Origin of the sequence: Pseudomonas gingeri (genome assembly GCF_013385635.1) — a bacterium.
Taxonomy (GTDB): domain Bacteria; phylum Pseudomonadota; class Gammaproteobacteria; order Pseudomonadales; family Pseudomonadaceae; genus Aquipseudomonas; species Aquipseudomonas gingeri_A.
Map to the genome: position 1 here is coordinate 1 of NZ_JACAPR010000026.1, position 16,561 is coordinate 16,561.

The 16,561-nt window shown below is 62.8% G+C and carries 13 protein-coding genes; 6 read left to right on the forward strand and 7 right to left on the reverse strand.

What is annotated here, in order from left to right:
* Window positions 1–174: 174 nt before the first annotated feature.
* Window positions 175–531 (reverse strand): 6-carboxytetrahydropterin synthase QueD, encoded by a 357-nt coding sequence (gene queD / locus HX851_RS27385; protein WP_177066234.1) that lies wholly within the window; start codon window positions 529–531, stop codon window positions 175–177.
* 85 nt (window positions 532–616) lie between these two features.
* The gene (locus HX851_RS27390; protein WP_177066235.1) at window positions 617–1,696 is read right to left on the reverse strand and encodes a patatin-like phospholipase family protein; all 1,080 of its coding nucleotides are present in this window, start codon (window positions 1,694–1,696) and stop codon (window positions 617–619) included.
* A 183-nt stretch (window positions 1,697–1,879) separates the two neighbouring features.
* Here HX851_RS27390 and HX851_RS27395 point away from each other — a divergent pair, with 183 nt between their 5' ends.
* Genes HX851_RS27395 through HX851_RS27410 form a run of 4 tightly spaced genes read left to right on the forward strand, consistent with a single transcriptional unit; the run spans window position 1,880 to window position 4,477 of the window.
* Window positions 1,880–2,188, forward strand: coding sequence for a PepSY domain-containing protein (locus HX851_RS27395; protein WP_177066236.1), 309 nt, complete (start codon window positions 1,880–1,882; stop codon window positions 2,186–2,188).
* Window positions 2,188–2,496 (forward strand): PepSY domain-containing protein, encoded by a 309-nt coding sequence (locus tag HX851_RS27400; RefSeq protein WP_177056691.1) that lies wholly within the window; start codon window positions 2,188–2,190, stop codon window positions 2,494–2,496. The genes HX851_RS27395 and HX851_RS27400 overlap by 1 nt, the downstream gene beginning before the upstream one ends.
* Complete coding sequence (locus tag HX851_RS27405; protein ID WP_177056690.1) at window positions 2,496–3,164, forward strand: response regulator transcription factor; 669 nt, start codon at window positions 2,496–2,498, stop codon at window positions 3,162–3,164. The genes HX851_RS27400 and HX851_RS27405 overlap by 1 nt, the downstream gene beginning before the upstream one ends.
* A complete protein-coding gene (locus HX851_RS27410; RefSeq protein WP_177066237.1) occupies window positions 3,161–4,477 on the forward strand; it encodes an ATP-binding protein in 1,317 nt (438 codons plus the stop codon). Before HX851_RS27405 ends, HX851_RS27410 begins: the two co-directional genes overlap by 4 nt.
* A 19-nt stretch (window positions 4,478–4,496) precedes the next feature.
* Here the strand turns inward: HX851_RS27410 and HX851_RS27415 are convergent, their stop codons facing one another.
* Window positions 4,497–6,644: a methyl-accepting chemotaxis protein gene (locus HX851_RS27415; protein WP_177056688.1), complete on the reverse strand. Its 2,148-nt coding sequence runs from the start codon at window positions 6,642–6,644 to the stop codon at window positions 4,497–4,499.
* A 295-nt stretch (window positions 6,645–6,939) separates the two neighbouring features.
* Between HX851_RS27415 and ctpM the strand changes: the two genes are divergently transcribed.
* A complete protein-coding gene (gene ctpM / locus HX851_RS45655) occupies window positions 6,940–8,622 on the forward strand; it encodes a methyl-accepting chemotaxis protein CtpM (RefSeq protein ID WP_177066238.1) in 1,683 nt (560 codons plus the stop codon).
* Window positions 8,623–8,705: 83 nt separating this feature from the next.
* Here ctpM and trhP read toward each other — a convergent pair whose 3' ends face one another.
* A complete protein-coding gene (trhP, locus tag HX851_RS27425) occupies window positions 8,706–10,043 on the reverse strand; it encodes a prephenate-dependent tRNA uridine(34) hydroxylase TrhP (protein WP_177066239.1) in 1,338 nt (445 codons plus the stop codon).
* Window positions 10,044–10,196: 153 nt separating this feature from the next.
* Between trhP and HX851_RS27430 the strand changes: the two genes are divergently transcribed.
* Window positions 10,197–11,261, forward strand: a complete 1,065-nt coding sequence (locus tag HX851_RS27430) for an AI-2E family transporter (protein ID WP_177056685.1) — start codon at window positions 10,197–10,199, stop codon at window positions 11,259–11,261.
* Window positions 11,262–11,266: 5 nt separating this feature from the next.
* Here the strand turns inward: HX851_RS27430 and HX851_RS27435 are convergent, their stop codons facing one another.
* The 3 genes from HX851_RS27435 to nuoM form a co-directional block, all read right to left on the reverse strand.
* Window positions 11,267–13,390 carry a TonB-dependent receptor family protein gene (locus tag HX851_RS27435; RefSeq protein WP_177066240.1) on the reverse strand — a complete coding sequence of 708 codons (2,124 nt, stop codon included), beginning with the start codon at window positions 13,388–13,390 and terminating at the stop codon, window positions 11,267–11,269.
* 138 nt (window positions 13,391–13,528) lie between these two features.
* Complete coding sequence (gene nuoN / locus HX851_RS27440) at window positions 13,529–14,992, reverse strand: NADH-quinone oxidoreductase subunit NuoN (RefSeq protein ID WP_177056683.1); 1,464 nt, start codon at window positions 14,990–14,992, stop codon at window positions 13,529–13,531.
* 7 nt (window positions 14,993–14,999) lie between these two features.
* Complete coding sequence (nuoM, locus tag HX851_RS27445; RefSeq protein ID WP_177056682.1) at window positions 15,000–16,532, reverse strand: NADH-quinone oxidoreductase subunit M; 1,533 nt, start codon at window positions 16,530–16,532, stop codon at window positions 15,000–15,002.
* Window positions 16,533–16,561: the final 29 nt, after the last annotated feature.

Genomic DNA, 16,561 nt, shown 5'->3' on the forward strand with positions numbered 1-16,561 from the left:
GAGCGTCCAGAGAGGCGTTCCCACGCGGAGCGTGGGAACGATCATAGGGCCTCATTGCCGGCAAGCCGGCTCCCACAGGGATAGGCATGATCGTGGGAATGATCGTGTCGGCCGGTCCCTACATCCGGGCATAAAAAAACCACCTCTGGCAGGTGGTTTTTTTATGCCCGGTATTCACTCCCCGCGGTAGATACATCCGCTGGTGCAGGTCTCATGGATGCGGATCGCCGACAGCTCAGGCAATAGCGGCTTCAGTTCCTGCCAGATCCACTTCGCCAGATTTTCGCTGGTCGGGTTCTCCAGGCCAGGGATATCGTTCAGGTAGTTGTGGTCCAGGCGCTCATAGAGAGGCTTGAAGATCGCCTTGATCTCGGAGAAATCGCGAATCCAACCGGTATGCTGGTCGACTTCACCGCTCAGATGGATCGCCACCTTGAAGGAGTGACCATGCAGGCGGCCACACTTGTGTCCATCCGGTACGTGAGGCAGGCGGTGGGCGGATTCGAACGTAAACTCTTTGAAGATTTCCACAGTATTGTCAGCTCTGAAGGGTGGCTATCGCTTGAGCGATAAGTGCAACTCGGCAGTTTAACAGCTCCGCTGCGTGATGACCGACTCAAAGCGCCAGCAGGCGCTCGCCCAGCCCGCCGTTATCGGCCAGTTCGAGGAATTCGTCACCCAGGCGCCGGCTCTGTGCCATTGCCTCGCGCCAGTAGGCCTGGCGGCCCTTGTCATCGCCCATGTAGCGCTTGAAGTCATTGCGGTCCGGCAGTTTGCCGTGAGGCAGGCGGGCCAGGTATTCACGCGAAGGGGCCAGCAGCAGGACATCCTGCAGCCGGTCCGGATTCCCGCGTCGCCATGGCAGCGCCTTGTCGAACCAACCGGGAATGACCTTGTCCGTGAAGTGCGGATACAGCACCACATCCTCGCCGCTAAAGGGCAGGTCAAGGTGATAGTCGAGCAGGCCGCCGTCGCGATAGGTACCCTTGCCGACGCCGACGATGTCCCGTACGCCCTCCATCACCATCGGGATCGAGCCGGAGGCCAGCAGTCCCTGGCGCAGGTTATCCGAGGCCAGTGGCAGCAAGCGTGACGGAAAGTCCTGCAGGGGCAGCAGGGGAGGGGACAGGCGCGGGTCATGCAGGATCACCCGCTCGAAGTGGCGGGCCAGGCGCCCGCGTCCGACCAGGTTATCGGCAATGACCGAGGACAGCCCCAGTCCGAGACGACCCCGATGGTCGTGGGCCAGCAAGCCATGGCTCTTCACGATGACCACGTTCAAGCGGTAGTGCTCGTTTGTCAGGATCGAGGCGTCCCGGCCATCGAGCAGGTCATGCAGCATGCGCTGACAGCTCTGGCTGACCTCGGCCATGGTCACGCCCTTGGCGAAGCTCTGTTCGTTGTACAGCTGTCCCAGGCGTTCGATGCCTTGCGCTGCATTCGGCAGACAGGCACTGGCAAACCGCCAGGCACCGATCGAGGCGCCGATCAGCGAGCGCTCTCGTGGACTCGCCGGCAGCCATTCACCGAACAGTGCCAGGTCCAGGCCCTGGATGCCCAGGGCTTTCGGTCCGCCCGCCGCGCCCGGCAGCGTGCCGACATCGGCGGCCTTCAGGCCACCTTCACGAATACGCCGGAATGCGCGCTTGCCGGCCTTGAGGGTCAGCGCGGGAAATTTGATGTGAATCGCAGTCATACAGCCCTCGTTCTCTGGGTCGCCGAATTATAGGGAAGGTTGCCGCGAAAGGCTGTCGACATCAGGAAAAGGGCCGGTTTGTGAATAGGCGTGAATAGATGACAGCCGGGGAAATTCAGCTTCGCTTAAGTTGAGACGGTTAACGTGGCGGGCATAACTGGCCATTTGCCATGGAGACCTACGATGAAAGCCCTGGGCGCCGCTTTGGCCTTTTTCGCTCTGGTAGTCACCACCTGTCATGTATCGGGTCGTGATATTGCCAGTGACGAAGCGGCGAAACTGCAAGTGGCAGGTACAATCCAGCCTCTTGATCGATTGACGGCCGTTGCCTTGGCCCGACACCCTGGCGCTGTGCTGGGGGATACCGAGTTGGACGAGAAATACGGCCACTACATTTATCAGGTAGAACTGCGCGATGCTCAGGGAATTGAGTGGGAGATTGAATTGGACGCCATCAGCGGTCAGGTTCTCAAGGACCATCAGGACAGGTAATGATCTTCAATGCGCGTGCCTGCGCTCTGCTGGCGCTGACCACTCTCTGTTCCCTGGCGTCGGCCAGGGACCTGGACCAGGACGAAGCCCTGCGCCTGCGTCAGCAGGGGGTGATCCTGCCTCTTGAGCGCCTGCTGCAGCAGGCCATGGGGCATTACCCCGGGGCGAAGCTGCTGGAGGCTGAACTGGAGGCCAAGCATGGCCTCTATGTCTACGAGGTCGAATTGCTGACCCAGGCCGGTGTGGTCCGGGAACTCAAGCTGGACGCCAGCAATGGTGACTTATTGAAAGACGAGGAGGATGACTGATGCGGCTGCTGCTGGTGGAAGATAACGTGCCCCTGGCTGATGAGCTGCTGGCCGGCCTGGCACGCCAGGGATACGCCGTCGACTGGTTGGCTGATGGGCGCGATGCGGCGTATCAGGGGGCGACCGAGCCCTATGACCTGGTCATTCTCGATCTGGGGCTGCCGGGCTTGCCGGGTTTGGAGGTGCTGCAGCAATGGCGGGCCGGTGGCCTGACGGTGCCGGTGCTGATCCTGACCGCACGGGACTCCTGGGCCGAGCGTATCGAAGGGCTGAAGGCCGGAGCCGACGACTACCTGACCAAACCCTTTCATCCGGAAGAGCTGCAACTGCGGGTGCAGTCGTTGCTGCGTCGTGCCCACGGCCAGCCCAACCAGCCGACGCTGAAGGCTGCGGGCCTGCATCTGGATGAGGGCCGCCAGTGCGTCAGCCGCGACGGTGCGGAGATCCAGCTGACCGCGGCCGAGTTTCGCCTGTTGCGCTACTTCATGCTGCACCCCGAGCAGATTCTTTCCAAAGGTCATCTGGCCGAACATCTCTACAACGGTGAAACCGAACGCGATTCGAATGTGCTGGAAGTGCACGTCAATCACCTGCGCCGCAAGCTCGGGCGTGCGGTGATCGAGACTCGCCGCGGCCAGGGTTACCGGTTCGGCGGAACCACCGGGTGAGGTCGATCCAGCGCCGCCTGAGCCTGGGCCTGGTCAGCGTGCTGCTGGTGGTCGGCCTGATCGTCGCGCAAACCAGCCTGTGGTTGTTCGAAGTGGGCCTGCAGCGCTATCTGGAGGATGGCCTGCACGCCGACAGCGAGAACTTGCTGGTCGCCCTGGTACGCGGCCCCCAGGGGCTACAGCTGGATGAGCGGCGATTGTCCCCGGCTTATCAGCGACCGTTCTCCGGGCACTACTTCCGGATCGACTTCGCCGATCATCACTGGCGTTCCCGTTCGCTCTGGGACCAGGAGCTACCGGTTCCGGCGCAACCGGGCCTGCATGCCAACCTGCAACTGGGACCCGAAGGGCAGATGCTGCTGGTGCTGCGTTCGGACTACCGGCGGCTCGGGCAGTCGATCAGCATCAGCGTGGCTCAGGACTACACGCCGGTGCGGGAAAGCTTCCAACTGATGCAGCGTATCGGCCTGGGGATCGGCCTCGCGGCGCTGATCGTGATGCTCTTGTTGCAACGGGTCACCGTTCGCCGGGCCTTGCGTCCTCTGGAAAACGCTCGGGAACAGATCGCGCAATTGCAGCAGGGGCAGCGCTCGCAACTGGATACCCAGGTGCCGCTGGAACTCGAACCGCTGGTGGCGCAGATCAACCATCTGCTGGCCCATACCGAAGACAGCCTCAAACGTTCACGCAATGCCCTGGGCAATCTCGGCCATGCCCTGAAAACCCCGTTAGCGGTGCTGCTGAGCCTGGCGTCGAGCACCCGGCTGGATGGCCAGCCAGACTTGCGCAAGGTGTTGCGCGAACAGCTGGAACAGATCGAACAGCGCCTGAGTCGTGAGTTGAACCGTGCCCGTCTCGCTGGCGAGGCCTTGCCGGGCGTGCCATTCGATTGTGATACGGAGCTGCCCGGGTTGCTCTCGACCCTGAGCATGATCCATGGCGATCACCTGCTGTTGAGCCATGCCTCACCACCCGGCCTGCAGTTGCCCTGGGACCGGGAGGACTTGCTCGAACTGCTGGGTAACCTGCTGGACAACGCCTGCAAGTGGGCCGATGCCGAAGTACGCCTGAGCATCGCCGAAACCGCGGGAGGTCATCGCCTGAGTATCGAAGATGATGGTCCGGGGATTCCCGAGCAGAATCGGGATGCGGTATTCAGCCGTGGAACGCGCCTGGATGAGCAGACCATCGGGCATGGGCTGGGATTGGGCATCGTGCGCGATATCGTCGACGCCTGGGGGGCGCGGATGAGCTTGTCGAGCAGCCCGCTGGGCGGGCTGCTGGTGACGATCGATTTGCCGCGCAGAAGCTGAAGCGACTGCGCGCGGGACCTCAGGCCCGGAACTGATCCATCAGCCCCTGTTGCTGGTTGGCCAACTGGTTGAGCGACTGGCTGACCCGTGCCGATTCGTTGGCCTGGCCGGACAGCGATTCGGTGACATCGCGAATGCTCGCCACGTTGTTGTTGATTTCCTCGGCCACCGCGCTCTGTTCTTCCGCCGCGCTGGCAATCTGCAGGTTCATGTCGGTGATCACCGTTACCGCGTCGCCGATCTGCTGCAATGCCGTCACTGCCTGGCTGACCTGCTCGACACTGCCCTGGGCCTGGCGGTGGCTGTTGCCCATGGAGGTCACCACTTCGCGGGTGCCGGTTTGCAGTTCCTCGATGACCTGGCGGGTTTCCTCCACTGACTCCTGGGTGCGCCGCGCGAGATTGCGCACTTCGTCGGCGACCACCGCAAAGCCGCGTCCGGCTTCACCGGCCCGAGCGGCTTCGATGGCGGCGTTGAGCGCCAGCAGATTGGTCTGCTCGGCAATCGCACGAATGACTTCCAGCACCGAACCGATCTTCTCGCTGTTGGCCGCCAAGCCTTCGACCTGGCCCATGGCGTCGCTCATGTCGGCGGCCAGATGGCCGATGCTGGCGGTGGTGCGACCGATCACGGTCAGTCCCTGGCGCGTCGCCTGGTCGGCATCACGCGCGGCCTGGGCGGCCTGGGCCGCGCTGCGGGCGACATCCTGGGCGGTGGCACTCATTTCATGGGAGGCGGTGGCGACCTGGTCGACCTGGCGGTACTGCTGCTCCATGCCGGCGCTGGTCTCGGTGGCGATGGACGCTGACTGGTCGGCGGTGCCACGGGCGTCCTGGACCGAACGCTTGACGTCGGCGATCACCGGCTGCAGCTTGTCGAGGAAACGGTTGAACCAGCCTGCCAGTTGGCCCAATTCATCCTGCTTGTCGTAGTGCAGGCGACGGGTCAGGTCACCTTCGCCACTGGCGATATCTTCGAGCATATTGGCCACGCCGAGAATCGGCCGGGTCACGCTGCGGGCCATCAGCCAGACCAGCAACAGTCCGATCACGGCGCCGAGCAGGCCCAGACCCAGCTCGATCAGGGTGCCGGCGGCGTTGCGCTCATCGAGTTGGGTCTTCAGCGCTTCGGCCGGCCCGACCAGGACTTTTTCCGGCACATCGAGCAACACGCCCCATGGCTTGCCGCCGGGAATCGGCAGGAATGGTGCGAGAATCTTCAGTTGCGCGTCACTGCGCAGCACCTGTGTTTCGCTGCTGCCGGCCAGTTGGCGGATCAGTGCGGCACCATTGTGGCTGTCGACCTGGTCCAGGCGCTGGCTGAGCTTGCCGGCATCCGGGCTGTAGCCGGCCAGCAGGCCCACCGGGCTGAGAATACTGACACTGGTCTGGCCGTCGTAGAGTTTCTTGCTCGCCTGCTGGCTGACCGCTTGCAGGCTGTTGAGATTGATATCCACGGACAGCGAGGCGATGACCTTGCCCTCGACGATCAGTGGAAACACGATGCTGGTCATCAGCACGTTATGACCATCGATCTCGTAGAAGTAGGGTTCGATCACGCAGGGCTTGAGGGTGCTGCGCGGGCAGGTGAACCAGGCGTTGTTCGGTTCGCCGCTGGGACCGGTGCTGGTGTCGCTCATGTCGCTTTCCGGCAGCGCCATGGAGGTCAGTTGGCCCGGGGTCGGTTGCGACCAGTAGAGGGCAAAGCGGCCCTTGTCGTTGCTGCCCAGTTCCTTCTGGCCGGCGAACAGTTCGTCCTTGCTGTCCAGTGCATTGGCTTCGAAGACCAGAGACAGGCCGAGCAGGTCCGGGTTGGCCTGCAGTGCGGCCTTGACCTGGCGGGTCAGGTCCTCGCGCAAGTCGAAGGCATCGAGAAAACGCTTCTGCGCCTGTTCGCGCAGGAACAGCACCTGGCGGGCAAAACCGTTGCCGTACTGGTAGGCGTCCATGAACTGGCGACGAATGATCAACGCCTGCACTTCACCCTGGGCCTCGATGCGCGCCTGGGCGGCCTCGTTGAGCATCTCCATGCTCGATGCCTTGACCAGCTCCGAACTGTGCTCCATGCGATAGAGCGAAAGGCCGACCAGCAGGGTGACGATCCCCAACAGGCTGAGTCCGGCGAGCAGGGTGATTTTCCATTGGATGGAAAGCTGTCTGAGCGACATGAAAGACGTCCTTAATCTTGAACTACAGAGGTTTGGAAGTTTAACGGCCTGGTCAGCTTTTTCTTTATTTGAACGAACAAATAAAAAACAATGACCTGTGTCAGGAAAGTGCGGGTTTTATCCCATCGAATGACTGTCGATTGAAATCGACAATACGTCGTTGACGGTCGATTTCATGCTGGCCATAACTGCCGTCCCCACGGTTCGTGTGGCTTCTGCGGGTGCCGATGGCCCTCAACTTTCCGGCGTCGGGGCCGTTAACCCCTTACCTGCCGACAATAAAGAGAACACCACCATGCGCCTGAGCCTGAAGGCCAAAGTCCTGTCCCTCGCGGTATTGCCGGTCCTGCTGTTCGCGGTCGTGATCAGCCTGACCACTGTGCTGATCCTGCAGAACCAGGCCCGCAACGAAGTCGAGGAAACCCGGCAGCGACTGATCTCCGAGGCCAAGGCCACCTTGCAGAGCTATGTGGCGGTGGCGATGACCGCGATCAAGCCGCTCTACGATGCCGCCGCGCCGGGTGACCAGGCTTCCCGCGATCAGGTGATCAAGCTGTTGGCGAGCATCAAGTACGGCAAGGACGGTTACTTCTTCGGCTACGATTCGCAGATCGTCCGGCTGTTCAAGAGCAACAGCCCGGAAGGCCTGGGCAATAGTTTCAGGGAGGCCCGTGATCCCAACGGCGTCTATGTGAACCGGGATCTGGTGCAAGTTGCCAAGGACGGTACCCATTACCTGCAATACAGTTCGCCGCTGCCGGGCAATGAGACGGTGCTGGTACCCAAGCTGGGCTACACCGAGTACCTGTCCAAGTGGGACATGGCCATCGGCTCCTCGGTCAACCTCGATGGCATTGAAGCCCAGGTCGCGGTGGTGCAGGGCAAGGTCAACGAACGCATGGAAGGCGTGGTGCTGAGCATCGTCGGGATTGCCGTGCTGGTACTGCTGGTGATCGCGGTGGTCGGGATGATCGTCGCCAATACCATCCTGCGCCCGTTGATCCTGATGAAGGCCAACCTCGACGATATCGCCGCGGGCGAGGGTGACCTCACGCACCGCCTGGCGATCACCAGCCAGGACGAACTGGGGGAACTGGCCGGCTCGTTCAACCGCTTTGTCGACAAGATCCATGGCCTGGTCCGGCAGATTACCGAGATGACCGGCCAGTTGACCGGGCTGGTCGGTCAGGTCTCCGAGCAGGCCAACCGCTCGGAGCAGGCGATGGAGCGTCAGCGCCACGAAACCGATCAGGTCGCCACGGCGATCAACCAGATGTCGTCGGCGGCCCAGGAAGTCGCGCGCAGTGCCCAGGGCGCGGCGGTCGCGGCCCAGCAGACCGATGCCGAAGGCCAGACCGCCAAGCGCGTGGTGGATGGCAGCATCCAGCAGATTCACGCGCTGGTGGAGGATATCCGCAGCAGCGGTACCTCCCTGGACAGCCTGCAGCAGGACGTGACGTCGATTGTCAGCGTGCTGGGAGTGATCCGTTCGATTGCCGAACAGACCAACCTGCTGGCGCTCAACGCGGCCATCGAGGCCGCCCGGGCCGGTGAGGCCGGACGTGGTTTCGCGGTGGTCGCCGACGAGGTCCGGGCGCTGGCCAGCCGGACCCAGCAGAGCACCCAGGAAATCCAGGGGATGATCGATCGTTTGCAGTCGGGCACGCAGTTGGCGGTCGAGGCCATGCGCCGTTCCAGTGAAGCGGGCGACGGCACTTCGGTGCGCGCCAACGAAGCAGGTGCCTCGCTGGATACCATGGCGCAGTTGATCGGCACCATCAATGCGATGAACGCGCAGATCGCCAGCGCTGCCGAGGAGCAGACGGCGGTCGCCGAAGAGATCAACCGCAGCGTGCACCAGATTGCCACGGCGGTGGACAGTGTGGCCGATGAAACCCAACGGGGCGCCCAGACTTCCCGCAGCCTGGCGGATCTGGGGCAGCGCCTGGGCAAGCTGGTGGGGCAGTTCCGGATCTGAAAACATCGCCGGCAAGCCGGCTCCCACAAATCCCCTGTGGGAGCCGGCTTGCCGGCGAAGAGGGCAGCCCAGCCAGCAATGCTCTACGGGCTGACCTGAATATCGCGCATCAACAAACCGAAACGCAGGTCGACCTGATCCGGAATCGGCAGATACACCGTGTGTCCATCCCCCGGCGCCACTTCAATCGCGCCGCCGCTGCCATTGCGCAGCTCATGCAGATCGAAATGAAAGTTGCCCCTGGGCGTCATCAACTCCAGGTGATCGCCCAGCCCGAAACGGTTTTTCACCTTGACCTCGGCCAGCCGGTCGCGACGTACTCCCGTCAATTCGCCGACAAACTGCTGGCGTTCGCAGACCGAGCTGCCGTTCTGATAGTTCTGGTATTCGTCATGCACATGCCGGCGCAGGAAGCCTTCGGTATAGCCGCGCTGGGCCAGTGACTCGAGGTTGTTCATCAGGTTGCGATCGAACTCGCGTCCGGCCACCGCATCGTCGATGGCCTGGCGATAGACCTGGGTGGTCCGGGCGCAGTAGAAGTGCGATTTGGTCCGGCCTTCGATCTTCAGCGAGTGCACGCCCATGCGTGCCAGGCGCTCGACATGCTGCACCGCGCGCAGGTCCTTGGCATTCATGATGTAGGTGCCGTGTTCGTCCTCGAAGGCGGGCATCGATTCCCCGGGGCGATTGGCTTCGTGCAACAGGAACACTTGGTCGGTCGGTGCGCCGAGGCCCAGGGTCGGCTCGACCGGTTCGGGGGCGAAGACCTTGACGATCTCGCCCGTGAGGTTTTCCTCGGCCGGCTGCGCCGTGTATTTCCAGCGGCAGGCGTTGGTGCAACTGCCCTGGTTGGCATCGCGCCGGTTCATGTAGCCGGACAACAGGCAGCGTCCCGAGTAGGCCATGCACAAGGCACCGTGGACGAAGACTTCCAGCTCCATGTCCGGGACTTGTTCACGGATCTCGGCGATCTCTTCCAGGGACAGCTCCCGCGACAGGATGATCCGCGTCAGCCCCAGTTGCTGCCAGAACCGCACACTGGCCCAGTTCACCGTATTGGCCTGTACCGACAGGTGAATCGGCATCTGCGGGAAATGTTCGCGCACCAGCATGATCAGCCCCGGATCGGACATGATCAGCGCATCCGGCGCCATCGCGATCACCGGTGCCAGGTCCTTGAGAAAGGTCTTGAGCTTGGCATTGTGCGGGGCGATGTTCACCACCACATAGAAGCGCTTGCCCTGGGCCTGTGCTTCACGGATGCCGAGTGCCAGGTTGGCGTGATCGAATTCGTTGTTGCGCACTCGCAGGCTGTAGCGCGGCTGGCCGGCATACACGGCGTCGGCGCCGTAGGCGAAGGCATAGCGCATGTTCTTGAGGGTACCGGCGGGGGCCAGCAATTCAGGAGCGGGAAGGGACATGGTCGGATCGTTCGCAAAAAGTCGCGAGGTTAAACCGCCCGGGCTTCGGGTTTATTGATCTGGGTCCAGACCGGGTGAACGAATGAGCCCGTCCGGCGGACTAATGTGGGAGGGCCTGAGCGTCCCCGCCGTTTTTTCCCAGGTGGACCGGCCATGAGCGAAACTTCCCTGCACAACAAATCCCTGCTGGTCCTGCTGGCATTGGTGACGATTGCCTTTCTGTGGATTCTCCAGCCGTTCTACGGCGCGGTGTTCTGGGCGGTCATCCTCGGCATCGTCTTCGCCCCCTTGCAACGCCGTCTGCTTCAGCGCCTGAACGCCCGGCGCAACCTGGCGGCGCTGTGCACCCTGGGGATCTGTCTGGTGATCGCGGTGCTGCCGGTGATCGTCATCGGTGCCTTGCTGGTGCAGGAAGGCACGGCGTTGTACCGCAACATCGAAAGCGGCCAGCTGGATATCGCCGGGCATGTCGCGCAGTTCAAGCATCTGTTGCCGGCGTCTTTCCAGCGCGGGCTGGATCAGTTCGGGCTGGGTGATCTCAACGGGCTCCAGGCCAAGGTGGTCAAGGGCGCGACGCAAGGCAGCCAGTTCTTTGCCAGCCAGGCCGTGAGTGTCGGGCAGGGGACCTTCGAGTTCGTGGTGAGCTTTTTCATCATGCTCTACCTGCTGTTCTTCTTTCTGCGCGACGGTCCGGAACTGGTGCGCCGGATTCGCGCCGCCGTGCCCCTGGCCGAGCAACAGAAGCGCCGCCTGCAACTGAAGTTCAACCGCGTGGTACGGGCCACGGTGAAGGGCAATCTGCTGGTGGCGGTGACCCAGGGTGCCCTGGGCGGAGTGATTTTCTGGCTGCTGGATATTCCCAGCGCCTTGCTCTGGGCGGTGACCATGGCGTTTCTATCGCTCTTGCCGGCGGTGGGTGCGGGGATCGTCTGGGCGCCGGTGGCGGTGTATTTCCTGATGACCGGAGCCATCTGGCAAGGCGTGGTGCTGGCGTTGTTCGGGGTACTGGTGATCGGTCTGGTGGACAATGTCCTGCGCCCGATCCTGGTGGGCAAGGACACACGCATGCCCGATTACCTGATCCTGATCAGCACCCTGGGCGGATTGTCGGTGTTCGGCTTGAACGGCTTTGTCATCGGGCCGCTGATCGCCGCCTTGTTCCTGTCCAGTTGGGGCATCTTCACCGAGAGCAAGAAACGGATAAAGCTTCCCGCCTGAACACATCATCTGAAACTGTAGGAAACCCCGGCATACACGCCCATGCCTTCGCCAGGCACCGAACGCGCGGCATCGGTGCCCTTGTCGTCGTAGCCGGGCACCACCACGGCGGCATAGCGCTCGTTACCCAGGTTGCGCAGGTCCAGCCAGGCCTGCCAGTCCTGCTTGGGCGAGGTATAACCCAGGGTCGCGCCGAGCAGGGCATAGGACGAGGCATCACGGGAGTTGGCGTAGTCCACGGCGACCCGTGAGGCCATCTGCGTATTCAGGCCGACATAGACACCGGTCGGATGGGCATAGCGAATCTCTGCCTGGTAGTAATGCTGGGGAATACCCGGCAGGCGGTTGTCGCCGAATGTCGCGTCGTCGCGATAATGGAAGTCGCTGAGGGTATAGGCCTGGCGCAGGGACACCGTGCCCAGGCCCGGATGCTCCCACAGCAGGCTTTCCAGGCCGGCTTCGATACCCTGGTGCACGGTGGGGCTGGCGTTCACCTCTCCCGTGATCTGCGCCTGGGTCTGTGTGGCGGCCTGCATCTCCACCGTCAGCAGTTCATGGCGGACCGCCGAGTAGTACCACGCCAGGTCCCATTTGCCGAGCCAGGCTTCGCCCCGGCTGCCTAGTTCCAGAGTGGTCGCGGTCTGGTTCCTGAGTTGCATCGGCGTGCTTTGCAGACCGGTGGCGGCGCCATTGCCCGCGCCGAAGCGGGTTCCCGAACTCCAGATCAGTGCCCACGGATGCGGCGGCTCGACCGAACGGCTGAGGTTGCCATAGACCTGTAACCGTGGGCTGAACGCGTAACGCAGGCCCACCCGTGGCGCGTAGTCCCAGTCGTGCTGGCTGACCTTGCCGCCGTTGGCCGGATAGCTCACATCACTTTCGCGACGGGTATGGATCATCGCCAGGCCGGTGGTCAGCCAGAGATCGGGCATCAGTTCCAGATCATTGCCGGCATGCAGCACATTGTCCGAGCCCTGGTAACTGAAATCCCGGGTCTTGGTGCCGACCGGGTAGAGCGGATTGGTCTGGATCCGCACAAACTCCGAGGCACCGCTGTTGGGCAGGTGTTTGGTGCTGCGCCAACCCAGGGTGCTTTTGCTTTCCAGGCCGAACAGTGTGTCGCGATGGGTGTAGTTCAAGGTACCGCTGACATCGGTGTAGGCGACCTTCAGGCGGTTGATGCCTTCGCGCAGGTCCATCGGGTAGTCGTGGTAGACCAGCCCGACCTCGAGCTGCGAATCGTCGTCCAGGTATATCGTGGTCTTGCTGCCCAGCCAGGTACTGCCTGGTTGCGGACGGCTGGCGTCACGACTGACATAGAGCGGGTTGGCGGCGCGCGGGTGGTGCCTGATCTGGTCCTGGGTCACGCGTCCGGCCAGTTCGTTGTCGGTTTCGCGATAGCGCAGGTAAAGGCGGGTCTCCAGTTCCGGGCTGAAGCGATAGCCGACATTTGCCGCGAGGCCCTTGCTGCTGCCCCGGGTATGGTCCTGATAGCCATCATCGTCCGAGTCGGTCAGGGCCAGGTAATAATCCAGGTCGCCGAGAACCTGGCCGGAACTGATCTGGCGCTTGCGATAACCATGGCTGCCGGTTTCATAACGCACCTGCAGCGGCGCGGCATCCCGTCCGGTGTGGGTGACATAGTCGATGGCCCCGCCGAGGGCGAGAGAGCCACGGTCAAAACCGTTGGCGCCCCGTAGCACTTCGGCACGGCTGAGCCACAGCGGTTCGAACAATTCATAGGGCGTGCCGCCGGGACCGGTCAGTGGCAGGCCGTCGAACAGCGTGTAGATGCCCGAACCGTGGGCGCCGGGCGCACGGTTGAGGCCTGAGCCACGAATCGACACCTTGGTGCCGTCATTGCCGGCTGACTGGGCATATACCCCGGGCTGGTAGGCCAGCACGTCCTGGTTGCTGGCGGTGCGGCCGTTTTCGACCCGATCGAGGTCGATCAGATTGCTGGCGCCGGGAATCTCATGCAGTTGCGCACGGGCGTTGTCGAATTCACTGACCTCTTCGCTGCGTACGTCCACTTCACCGAGCTCCAGCAGGTCGGGCGCGGCTTGCAACGGTGCGGCGCAGAACAGCGCCGCCAGAGGCAACAGGGAAGAGGGCAGGGCGATACGCATTGATCATGGCTCGGCGGAACAGGGCGCGCCAGCCTATAGAAGTCGAGAATCGTTCGCAATGGATTGACGGGGCGCTGAAAACAAAACACCCCGCCGGAGTTGCCTCGGGCGGGGTGTCGGGTCGGGCTGGCCGCTTGCTTAGCTGGCCAGTACCGCGTGTTGCACCAGTTCCAGCAACGGCTGCGGGTACAGGCCGAGGAAGAAGGCCAGTACCGCGATTGCCAGCAGCATCACACCGCCCGCACGTTGTTCCCAATGCAACTGGGCATCGTGGCGGCGCAGGTTCGGCTCGATCAGGTACAGGGTGACCATCACGCGCAGGTAGTAGAAGACACCGATGGCGCTACCGATCACCAGAGAGCCGATCAGCCACCAGTGCTGGGATTCGACACCGGTCGCGATGATGTAGAACTTGCCGATGAAGCCGGCGGTCAACGGGATACCGGCCAGGGACAGCATCATCACGGTCAGTACGGCGGTCAGGTACGGACGACGCCAGAACAGGCCGCGATACTCGTACAGGGCATCCATGTCACGACCGTTGTACGGCGAGGACATCAGGGTGATCACGCCGAAGGCGCCGAGGCTGGTGATCACATAGGTGACCAGGTACACGCCCATGGCTTCCAGCGCCAGGCCCTTGCTCGCCACCAGGGCGATCAGCAGGTAGCCGAAGTGGGCGATGGACGAGTAACCGAGCAAACGCTTGAGGTTGCTCTGGGTCAGGGCCAGCAGGTTACCGACCAGGATCGACGCGACGGCAATCACCGCCAGCACGTTGCTCAGGACACCACTGCTGGCGACCGGCGAGATCTGGAACAGACGGATCATCACGGCGAACACGGCAACCTTGCTGGCGGTGGCCAGGAAGGCCGCTACCGGCGCCGGGGCACCTTCGTAGACGTCCGGGGTCCAGAGGTGGAACGGTACCAGCGACAGCTTGAACGCCAGGCCGACCAACATCATGCCCAGGCCCAGTTGGGCAATCGGGCTAGGCAGGCCGGTGGCGGCCAGGGCGTGGCCGATACCGGTGAAGCTCAGGGTGCCTGCTTCGGCATAGAGCAGGGCCATGCCGAACAGCAGAAACGCGGAACCGGCGGCCGACAGCACCATGTACTTGATACCGGCTTCCAGCGAGCGCTTGTTGAAGAAGGCATAGGCCACCAGGCCGTAGACCGGTACCGAGAGCAGTTCCAGGCCGATGAACAGGCTGGCCAGGTGCTGCGCGCTGACCAGGACCAGGCCACCGGCGGCGGCCATCAGGATCAGCAGGTACAGCTCTTCGCGATTGCCCGGGTAGCCCGCGCCGCCATCACCCAGGTAGGCGTGGGCGAGGGTGACGCAGGCCAGGGTCGCCACCAGGATCAACGCCATGTACAGGCAGGCGAAATCGTCGATCTGGATCAGCGGGGTCACCACCAGCGGGGCGACTTTCAGTGCCGGCAGAATCGACAGCAACGCCAGGTTGAGACCGGCTACCGAGAGCAGGAAGGTCTGTGAGTGGTTGCGGCGCCAGGCGATTGCCAGCATCACCACGATAATGGTGAGGCTGGTGATCAGCAGCGGCGCCAGCGCGATAAAGTGTTGGATCGTGAATTCCATAGCGCTCTTACCGGGCCGAAGCGAGTTGAGTGAAGGCGGTGCCGAGCCACTGCTGCACGCCATGCATGGTGGCGGCAGACGTGTCGAGGAACGGTTGCGGGTACACGCCGATGTAGATCAGCAGTGCCGCAAGACCGAGCACCATGGCCAGTTCGCGACCGTCCATGCCGTGCAGCACTTCGTCCGACTTGGCCGGACCGAAGTAGGCGCGGTGGATCATGATCAGCGAGTAGACCGAACCGAACACCAGGCCGGACGTGGCAATCGCGGTGATCCACGGCGCACTGACAAAGGTGCCGATCAGGATCAGGAACTCGCCGACGAAGTTGCCGGTTCCCGGCAGCCCCAGCGAGGCGGCGGCGAAGAACAGGCTGATGGCCGGCAGGTAGGCGATCTTCGACCACAGGCCACCCATTTCACGCATGTCACGGGTGTGGGTACGCTCGTAGAGCTGGCCGCTGAGGATAAACAGTGCCGCCGCCGACAGACCGTGGGCCAGCATCTGGATCACCGCGCCTTGCAGGGCTTGCTGGCTGCCGGAGTAGATCCCGATCAGCACGAAGCCCATGTGCGAGACGCTGGAGAAGGCGATCAGGCGCTTGATGTCGGTTTGTGCGAAGGCCAGGAACGCGCCGTAGAAGATCCCGATCAGACCCAGGGTCATGGCGATCGGCGCGAATTCGGCCGAGGCGTTCGGGAACAGCGGCAGGGCGAAACGCAGCAGACCATAGGCAGCGGTCTTCAGCAGGATACCGGCGAGGTCGACGGAACCGGCGGTCGGCGCCTGGGCGTGGGCGTCCGGCAGCCAGGAGTGGAACGGCACCACCGGCAGCTTGACCGCGAAGGCGATGAAGAAACCGAGCATCAGGATGTACTCGGTGGTCAGCGACATCTTGGTCTTCAACAGATCGGCGTAGTTGAAGGTGATCACGCCGGTGTTGTTGAAGTTGACCAGCACCAGACCGAGGATCGCCACCAGCATGATCAGGCCGGAAGCCTGGGTGAAGATGAAGAACTTGGTCGCCGCGTAGATCCGGGTTTTCTTGCCGTCCGAAGAACTGTGACCCCAGAGCGCGATGAGGAAGTACATCGGCACCAGCATCATTTCCCAGAAGAAGAAGAACATGAACAGGTCGAGGGCCAGGAACACGCCGACGACACCACCCAGGATCCACATCAGGTTCAGGTGGAAGAAGCCCACGTGACGCTGGATCTCTTTCCACGAGCAGAGTACCGAGAGGATACCCAGCAGGCCGGTCAGCAGGATCATCAACAGCGACAGGCCATCGAGGGCCAGGTGCACGTTGATGCCGAAACGCTGGATCCAGACGTGCTTGAACTCAATCGCCCAGGTCGGATCGGCGCCAGGCGCCGGTGCCAGGTGGAAATCCCCGTGGGCCCACAGCCAGAGGCCGAGGGCGAGTTCGAGGGACATGGTCAGCAGCGCAATCCAGCGGGGGAGGGTAGAGCCGAAACGCTCACCCAGCCAGCACAGCAGGCCACCGATAAAGGGGATCAGGATTAGCCAAGGCAGAATCATGACGGGCTCAATTCCTTTCGCAATGTCGC